This is a genomic window from Micromonospora sp. NPDC049903 (assembly GCF_044460945.1).
Lineage (GTDB): Bacteria > Actinomycetota > Actinomycetes > Mycobacteriales > Micromonosporaceae > Micromonospora.
In genome coordinates this window covers 259785-266226 of the sequence record NZ_JBITKL010000008.1, presented here as the reverse complement: position 1 = coordinate 266226, position 6442 = coordinate 259785, and the positions used below count along the sequence as shown (strand labels likewise).

General features: G+C 70.1%; 8 protein-coding genes. 4 read left to right on the top strand and 4 right to left on the bottom strand.

Annotation, left to right across the window (positions count from 1 at the left end; genetic code table 11):
- Positions 1-151: 151 nt before the first annotated feature.
- Positions 152-451, bottom strand: coding sequence for a hypothetical protein (locus ACIBO1_RS16225; RefSeq protein WP_396746722.1), 300 nt, complete (start codon positions 449-451; stop codon positions 152-154).
- 12 nt (positions 452-463) lie between these two features.
- Complete coding sequence (locus tag ACIBO1_RS16220) at positions 464-694, bottom strand: NADPH-dependent FMN reductase (protein WP_396746719.1); 231 nt, start codon at positions 692-694, stop codon at positions 464-466.
- 103 nt (positions 695-797) lie between these two features.
- Here ACIBO1_RS16220 and ACIBO1_RS16215 point away from each other — a divergent pair, with 103 nt between their 5' ends.
- From ACIBO1_RS16215 to ACIBO1_RS16200, 4 genes are all read left to right on the top strand, one after another.
- A complete protein-coding gene (locus ACIBO1_RS16215) occupies positions 798-1646 on the top strand; it encodes a helix-turn-helix transcriptional regulator (RefSeq protein ID WP_396746764.1) in 849 nt (282 codons plus the stop codon).
- Positions 1647-1872: 226 nt separating this feature from the next.
- Complete coding sequence (locus ACIBO1_RS16210) at positions 1873-2796, top strand: hypothetical protein (RefSeq protein ID WP_350695082.1); 924 nt, start codon at positions 1873-1875, stop codon at positions 2794-2796.
- On the top strand, positions 2793-3329 hold the full coding sequence (locus ACIBO1_RS16205; RefSeq protein WP_396746716.1) for a hypothetical protein: 537 nt from the start codon (positions 2793-2795) through the stop codon (positions 3327-3329). Before ACIBO1_RS16210 ends, ACIBO1_RS16205 begins: the two co-directional genes overlap by 4 nt.
- Before the next feature lie 14 nt (positions 3330-3343).
- A complete protein-coding gene (locus ACIBO1_RS16200) occupies positions 3344-4726 on the top strand; it encodes a type IV secretory system conjugative DNA transfer family protein (protein ID WP_396746714.1) in 1383 nt (460 codons plus the stop codon).
- Between the two features lie 40 nt (positions 4727-4766).
- Here the strand turns inward: ACIBO1_RS16200 and pdxT are convergent, their stop codons facing one another.
- Together pdxT and pdxS are read right to left on the bottom strand one after the other, a co-directional pair.
- Positions 4767-5372: a pyridoxal 5'-phosphate synthase glutaminase subunit PdxT gene (gene pdxT, locus ACIBO1_RS16195; protein WP_396746711.1), complete on the bottom strand. Its 606-nt coding sequence runs from the start codon at positions 5370-5372 to the stop codon at positions 4767-4769.
- A 76-nt stretch (positions 5373-5448) separates the two neighbouring features.
- Positions 5449-6357, bottom strand: coding sequence for a pyridoxal 5'-phosphate synthase lyase subunit PdxS (gene pdxS, locus ACIBO1_RS16190; RefSeq protein ID WP_396746708.1), 909 nt, complete (start codon positions 6355-6357; stop codon positions 5449-5451).
- Positions 6358-6442: the final 85 nt, after the last annotated feature.

The following is a 6442-nucleotide window of genomic DNA, read 5'->3' as shown; positions in this document are numbered from 1 at the left end:
GCGGTGGGGGGGGGGGGGGTTGTGTTGTTGGGGCGTCCGCGCCGGCCCCCCCCCCCTACCCCATGCCCCCGGGGGGGGGGGGGGGGGCGCGCCCCCCCCCCCCCCCCCCCCCCCCCCCCCCGCCGGCCCGATCTCCCCCGAGCTTCACAGATCAGACAAAAAGCCATTCACCTGCCCGGTACGTGCCCAGCACGGTGGCCTCGGCCATCTCCTGCTGCTCGCAGCGCTCCTCCAGCCTCGCCCGGAACCGACCGAACGCCGGTAGCGAGGGCAGCGGATCCGGCAGGTGCGGTCCCGACACCACGTCGACGAAGGTGTACCCGTCGTCGAGCCGCAGCGTCACGTACCGCAGGCCCTCCGGCGCCGACCGGGCCAGTTCGTCGTAGACGGCGGTGAGCAACGTCAGATGCTCGTCGAGACGGTCCGGGCGGACCCGGTACCTGATCAGCATCGTCGTCACCGCTCAGCCACCCGCCGCGTCGCCGAACAACGCCGGGAACGGTTCGTCGAGCATCGGGAGTTGTTGCTCGGCGAGGTCGATCACGTCGACGGCCGTCGCGCCGGACCGGACCGACGGGTGCCCGGCCGCCACCTCGGTCACCCAGCCGGCCACCGCCGCACCCCGCCGACCGGGACGGCTGCTGCCCAGCACCACGCCGATGCGGCAGCGTTCTTCTCGTTGTGCACTGTCCATGGTCCGATCCCACCGGCGGAGCGCCCACGGTGGGAGGCCGTGCGGATGGTGGCCCTGACGGGGACACCCTCACGGCCGTCCGGACCGGCACACTGGGACCGTGATGGACGGGGAACTGGGCGCGTTCCTGCGCAGCCGACGGGAGGCGGTACGACCCGAGCAGGTGGGGTTGCCCGCCGGGCCGCGACGGCGTACCCCGGGGCTGCGGCGGACAGAACTGGCCACGCTGGCGCAGGTCAGCGTCGAGTACCTGACCCGCCTCGAACAGGGCCGCGACAGTCGGCCCTCACCCGAGATCCTCGCCGCGCTGGCGAACGCCCTCCGGCTCGGCCCGGACGACCGGAGCCACCTGCGGCGGCTCGCGTCGGTCGAACACAGTCAGCAGTTGTGCGAGGGGCGTCACCCGACCGCCTCGCGTACCGTCCGGCCCGAGGTCCGGGCCCTGCTGGACGCGCTGCGGGACCGGCCCGCGTGCCTGCTCAACCACCTCGGCGACGTGCTGGCCTGGAACGAGCCGTTCGACCGGGTGACCCGACCGCTCGGGCTGCTCGACGGCGACCGGCCCAACCTGGTGTGGTTCGTCTTCGCCGACGAACGCGCCCGCGGCCACCTGCCCGACTGGGCGGAACTGGCCGACCAGCAGGTGACCGAGTTGCACCGGCGTCGTCAGGGCGATCCGGACGTCGACGCGTTCGCCGAGCGCCTCGCCCGGACGGTGGGAACACCCTTCGCCTCCCGGTGGGAGCGCCGTCCGGTGGCGATCCAGGCCAGCGGCGTGCGCGTGGTGCGGCATCCGGAGGTCGGGCCGCTGCGTCTGGCGTACGAGACGCTCGAACTCGCCGACGACGGACAGCGACTGCTCGTCCACCTGCCCGCCGACGCCTCCTGCGCCGAGGCGCTCGACCGCCTGCTGGGCCGACGTCCCGGCGCCCTGCGCTCGGTGGCCGGCTAGCAGAACCGCTTCCTGGCGGCTTTCCGACAGAAATGGCGGGGGTCGTCGGCGGCGCGTACCGCAATTCCCCTAAAACCGCCCGACGATAGCCCTCGGCACATCCGGCAATTGCCGAGGATCCGCCGAACAGCCATTCTTCCGGCTCCGGGGCGCGCCTTTTCCGGCTGGCCCGGGTGTCACACACTGGCGCTGTCGTGAGCAGTCGACCGCACCCCGGAGGCGATACGTGCTGGAGGATTTCGAGGAATTCGGCCGTGACCTGCCGATGATCGGCAAGGGCGGCGTCAGCGCGCTCAACAAGTTCTCGCTCATGGTGGAACTGCCGTACGCACAGGATCTCGACCTGCCGCCCGAACGCAAACGCGCGGTGGGCGCCCGGTTGTACCGCAGCGTCGCCGAGGTGCTGGAGGCCGCCGAACTGTACTCGGTGCAGCACCTGCGGCTGGACTGGTCCGACGGCAACATCGGGATCGTCTACGACGACTCGTCCTTCGGCTTCCGGATGGCGATCCGGCGCGACCTGCGCATCATCCTCGAACGGCCCGGATCGTCGCTGCGACTGTTCCACAATTGGTACCGGGTGTTCATGCCCTACATCCAGGGGCTGGTGTCGCGAATCGCGATCGACCTGTCCGACATCCTGCATTCCGATTTCGACCTGCAACCGATCCGGACCAGCTACCTGTTCTCCCTGCTCACCTACGATTTCATTCCGGTACGCGCACCCCGCCCGGTCAGCAGCCACCAACTGATCGGCAACCTGTTGTCGCACCGCCCCGGCGAGGACGGCCGGTTCCTCTCCGTGCCCAGTGGTGGCGCCGCCGGTCCGCTGCGCACCGGCCGACTCGACGTGGAGATCTCCAACTTCCGCGAGGTCGCCCCCGACGTGCACGTACGCGAGATCTACGACATCCAGGCCCCCTCGAACCAGGGCTACCGCGGCATCTGGTTGGACTTCTACTGCATCTCCGAGACCGTCGGCGACGGTGACCCGGCCCTGGAGTCGCGCATCGCTCCACGGCCCGAGTTCCTGCTGGAGCAGTACACGGTCCCGTACCGCGACTTCTTCCGGGACCGCGTCGTCAAGGGCTTCCTGGCCGACTTCTTCAAGGACTGCGAGTTCTCCTGCGCCGTCGGGACGATGCCGTGACGCAGGAGACGCTCAACGTCATCCAGTTCGCGGGCCTGGTGGCCACCTTCGTGTGCAGCATCGTCGCGCTGTTCCTGTCCTGGCAGAACAACCGCTCCTCGGATCGGGAGGTGCGGGTGGCCGCCGAGCAGCTCCGGGCCTCGATCATCCCCGTTCCGATGATCCAGGACTCCCGGCTGACCTGGCGCGGGCAGGCCCTGGTGGTGCTCTCCGTCCGGCTCCGCAACGTCGGATCGGGGCCGATCCTCGGCATCCAGATCACCGGCATCCGGATCGACCGCACCAGCCTGGCCTTCGAGGCGCTGAACGCTCCGAAGGCGGACGTCGTCATGCCCACCACCGACGTCGAGCAGCGGCTCCGCTTCGTCGACCCACCGCAGGTCGCGCAGCCGAGTCTGGTGCTCGTCGAGATCGAGTACTTCGACGTGCTGGGCAACCACTACCAGCAGCCGCTGCCGTTGACGGTCGTCTCCGGCACCGGCAGCGGCGCCATGGCCGGAGTCCGTCCCGCCCGCATCAGCCGGAACCCCTAGAGAGGCAGTCGCGGATGTCCAAGCTCATTCTCGGCCGGGCAGTCGTGCGTCACCTGGAACCCGAGCCGCTGTCCAAGAGCCAGTTCGCCCAGCGGCGACCCAGCGACACCGGGGTACGCGCCCGCCTCGGACTCGGCGAGGAACACATCGTCGACGACGCCGAGCTGGGTCCGGTGGTCGCCTCGGACGACGACAGCCACCTGATGACGATCGCGCCCACCGGAGCCGGCAAGGGCCGAGACGTGATCATCCCGAACCTGCTCACCTACGAGGGCTCGGTGGTGGTCATCGACCCGAAGGGCGAGAACTACGACGTCACGCACGAGCACCGTCGTACCGTGCTGGGCAACGAGATCGTGCTGCTGGACCCGTTCGGTGCCAGCCACGGCGGCAGCGACGAGCGGGGCTCGCTGAACCCGTTCGACGTCTTCGGCGCGCTGCGGCGCGACGACGACGCAGCCGAGGAGGCCGAGGACTTCGGCCGGGTGCTCTCCGACATCCTGATGGGCGGCATCCAGTCGCTGTCCGACCCGTTCTGGGACGAGATGGCGCAACTGCTGATCGCCGCACTGGCCACCGACCTGATGACCGGCCAGCCGGACCGGCCCGACACCCTGCAGGAGCTGCGTACCCAGCTCTTCGAGTCGGACCTGCGCTACCGGCTCGCGGTGGCGCTCGACACGCGGTCGAAGTCGATGCCGCCGGGCACCCGACAGGAGTTCGAGATGCTGCTCAGCATCGCGGACGCGGAGAAGACCTTCAGCGGGATCGTGGCCACCGCCGCCCAGCAACTGGCCGCCTTCAGCTCCCGGCGGACCGTGGACGCCACCGCCCGGACGAGCTTCGCCCTGAGCGACCTGACCAACCCCGAGCGGCGGATCTCCATCTACGTGGTCATCCCGCCGCACAAGCTGCGTACCCATCAGCGCCTGCTGCGGGCCTGGGTGGGTTGCCTGCTGTACTACGTGATGAACAGCCGGTCGATCAACCAGTCCCGGCTGCTGTTCCTCATCGACGAGGCGGCTCAGCTCGGCCGGTTCTCGCTGCTCCAGGAGGCGATCACGCTGCTGCGCGGGTACGGGCTGCGCACCTGGACCTTCTGGCAGGACCTCGCGCAGTTGTCCAGCCTCTACGGCCTCGCCGCCGAGACCATGATCAATAACTCGGGTGTGCTCCAGGTGTTCAGCCCGGCGAACTTCGGTGCCGCGACCGCCCTGTCGATGCGGATCGGGTGCAGCGTCGGTGAGCTGCTGCAACTCGCCCCGGACGAGCAGGTGATCGCGTTCAAGAACGAGTGGCCGACGAAGATGGAACGCTTCAACCACCTGACCGACCCGGTGCTGCGCGGCTGGGCCCGCGCCAACCCCCGACACGGCACCGCCCCACCGCCCGCGTGAGTTCGATCCGTCCGCGTGGGCGCGCGTCCCCGAGGCGCGGTCAGCGCGCCGCGCGGACCAGGTCCACGAAGTAGGCGTGCAGTCGCGCGTCACCGGTGAGTTCCGGGTGGAACGAGGTGGCCAGCAGGTTGTCCTGGCGCACCGCCACGATCCGCCCGGCGGCCGGGCCGGCGGTGACCGTGCCGAGCACCTCGACGTCGTCGCCGACCCGCTCCACCCAGGGTGCGCGGATGAAGACCGCGTGCAGCGGGCCGCCCTCGACTCCGGTGATCTCCACCGGCGCCTCGAACGAGTCGACCTGGCGGCCGAACGCATTGCGCCGGACGGTCATCGCGATGCCGTCGAAGCCCCGCTGGTCGGGGCGGCCGTCGAGGACCTCGGTGGCCAGCATGATCATGCCGGCGCAGGAGCCGTAGACCGGCAGGCCGGCGGCGATGCGCTTGTCGATCGGCTCGCGCAACTCGAAGATGTCCACCAGCTTGCTGATCGTGGTGGACTCCCCGCCCGGGATGACCAGGCCGTCGACCGCGTCCAGCTCCGCCGGTCGGCGTACCGGTCGGGCCTGCGCGCCCGCCCCGGTCAGGGCGGTGACGTGTTCACGGACGTCGCCCTGCAGGGCGAGCACACCGATCACGGGTGCCGTCACATGCGTTCCTTTCCGAGGTGTTAGCAGGGGTCCCCTGCTATGCACGAGGCGTTAGCAGGGGGCCCTTCCTTACATGTCACCAGCCGCGGTCGGCGAGACGGTGCGGGACCGGGATGTCGTCGACGTTGATGCCGACCATCGCCTCGCCGAGCCCCCGGGAGACCTTGGCCAGCACGTCCGGGTCGTCGTGGAACGTGGTCGCCTTGACGATCGCGGCGGCCCGCTGGGCCGGGTTGCCGGCCTTGAAGATGCCGGAGCCGACGAAGACGCCCTCAGCGCCGAGCTGCATCATCATCGCCGCGTCGGCGGGGGTGGCGATACCACCGGCGGTGAACAGCACCACCGGTAGCTTGCCGCTCTCGGCGACCTCCTTGACCAGCTCGTACGGCGCCTGCAACTCCTTCGCCGCGACGAACAGCTCGTCGGTCGGCAACGTCTGGAGCCGCCGGATCTCCTGGCGGATCTTGCGCATGTGGGTGGTGGCGTTGGAGACGTCACCGGTGCCGGCCTCGCCCTTAGAGCGGATCATGGCCGCGCCCTCGGTAATCCGGCGCAGCGCCTCGCCCAGGTTGGTCGCGCCGCAGACGAACGGGACGGTGAACGCCCACTTGTCGATGTGGTTGGCGTAGTCGGCCGGGGTCAGCACCTCGGACTCGTCGACGTAGTCCACACCGAGCGCCTGGAGGATCTGCGCCTCCACGAAATGCCCGATCCGGGCCTTGGCCATCACCGGGATGGAGACCGCCTGGATGATGCCGTCGATCATGTCGGGGTCGCTCATCCGGGACACCCCGCCCTGGGCGCGGATGTCGGCGGGGACACGCTCCAGCGCCATCACCGCGACCGCACCGGCGTCCTCGGCGATCTTGGCCTGCTCGGGGGTGACCACGTCCATGATCACGCCGCCCTTGAGCATCTCGGCCATCCCGCGCTTGACGCGGGCGGTGCCGACGGCCGGGCTGGCACTGCTGGTCGGGGAAGTCATCTGGACAGGCTCCTCAGGCGTACTCGGGGCGGGGGCAGCGCAGATGCTACGCGCGGCGCGAGGCCCCTCCGAGCGCCAATTCCAG